Annotated in this window: 1 protein-coding gene; it reads right to left on the reverse strand. The window is 53.9% G+C overall.

From position 1 onward, the window contains the following. Positions 1-65: 65 nt before the first annotated feature. On the reverse strand, positions 66-1148 hold the full coding sequence (lacI, locus tag HMPREF3140_RS06430) for a DNA-binding transcriptional repressor LacI (RefSeq protein WP_024241646.1): 1083 nt from the start codon (positions 1146-1148) through the stop codon (positions 66-68). Between the last annotated feature and the right edge of the window lie 236 nt (positions 1149-1384).

Below are 1384 nucleotides of genomic sequence, written 5' to 3' on the forward strand. Positions count from 1 at the left end.
GACACATAGAGTGTAAAGCCTGGGGTGCCTAATAAGTGAGCTGACTCACAGTAATTGCGTTGCGCTCACTGCCCGCTTTCAAGTCGGGAAACTTGTCGTGCCAGCTGCATTAAGGAATCTGCCAACGTGCGGGGAGAGGTGGTTTGCGTATTGGGCGCCAGGGTGGTTTTTCTTTTCACCAGTGAGACGGGCAACAGCTGATTGCTCTTCACCGCCTGGCCCTGAGAGAGTTTCAGCAAGCGGTCCACGCTGGTTTGCCCCAGCAGGCGAAAATCCTGTTTGATGGTGGTTAACGGCGGGATATAACACGAGCTGTCTTCGGTATCGTCGTATCCCACTACCGAGATATCCGCACCAACGCGCAACCCGGACTCGGTAATGGCGCGCATTGCGCCCAGCGCCATCTGATCGTTGGCAACCAGCATCGCAGTGGGAACGATGCCCTCATTTAGCATTTGCATGGTTTGTTGAAAACCGGACATGGCACTCCAGTCGCCTTCCCGTTCCGCTATCGGCTGAATTTGATTGCGAGTGAGATATTTATGCCAGCCCGCCAGACGCAGACGCGCCGAGACAGAACTTAATGGGCCCGCTAACAGCGCGATTTGCTGGTGACCCAATGCGACCAGATGCTCCACGCCCAGTCGCGTACCGTCTTCATGGGAGAAAATAATACTGTTGATGGGAGTCTGGTCAGAGACATCAAGAAATAACGCCGGAACATTAGCGCAGGCAGCTTCCACAGCAATGGCATCCTGGTCATCCAGCGGATAGTTAATGATCAGCCCACTGACGCGTTGCGCGAGAAGATTGTGCACCGCCGCTTTACAGGCTTCGACGCCGCTTCGTTCTACCATCGACACCACCACGCTGGCACCCAGTTGATCGGCGCGAGATTTAATCGCCGCGACAATTTGCGACGGCGCGTGCAGGGCCAGACTGGAGGTGGCAACGCCAATCAGCAACGACTGTTTCCCCGCCAGTTGTTGTGCCACGCGGTTGGGAATGTAGTTCAGCTGCGCCATCGCCGCTTCCACCTTTTCCCGCGTTTTCGCAGAGACGTGGCTGGCCTGGTTCACCACGCGGGAAACGGTCTGATAAGAGACACCGGCATACTCTGCGACATCGTATAGCGTTACTGGTTTCACATTTACCACCCTGAATTGACTCTCTTCGGGTGCTATCATGCCATACCACGAAATGTTTTGCGCCATTCGGAGGGGGCACGCCGAAGTGAGATTCAAAATGCCGACGTCAGTTCACAGGTGGGTAATGATACCAACGTGTTGATTTCGTATTTTCACTGACACCAGGATCATCCTGATGTTACAAGGATTGAATGACTACAGATTAAAATAGTCATCAACAGGTTGACAGCATTACC

The organism is Klebsiella sp. HMSC16A12 (assembly GCF_001808265.1).
Classification (GTDB): domain Bacteria; phylum Pseudomonadota; class Gammaproteobacteria; order Enterobacterales; family Enterobacteriaceae; genus Klebsiella; species Klebsiella pneumoniae.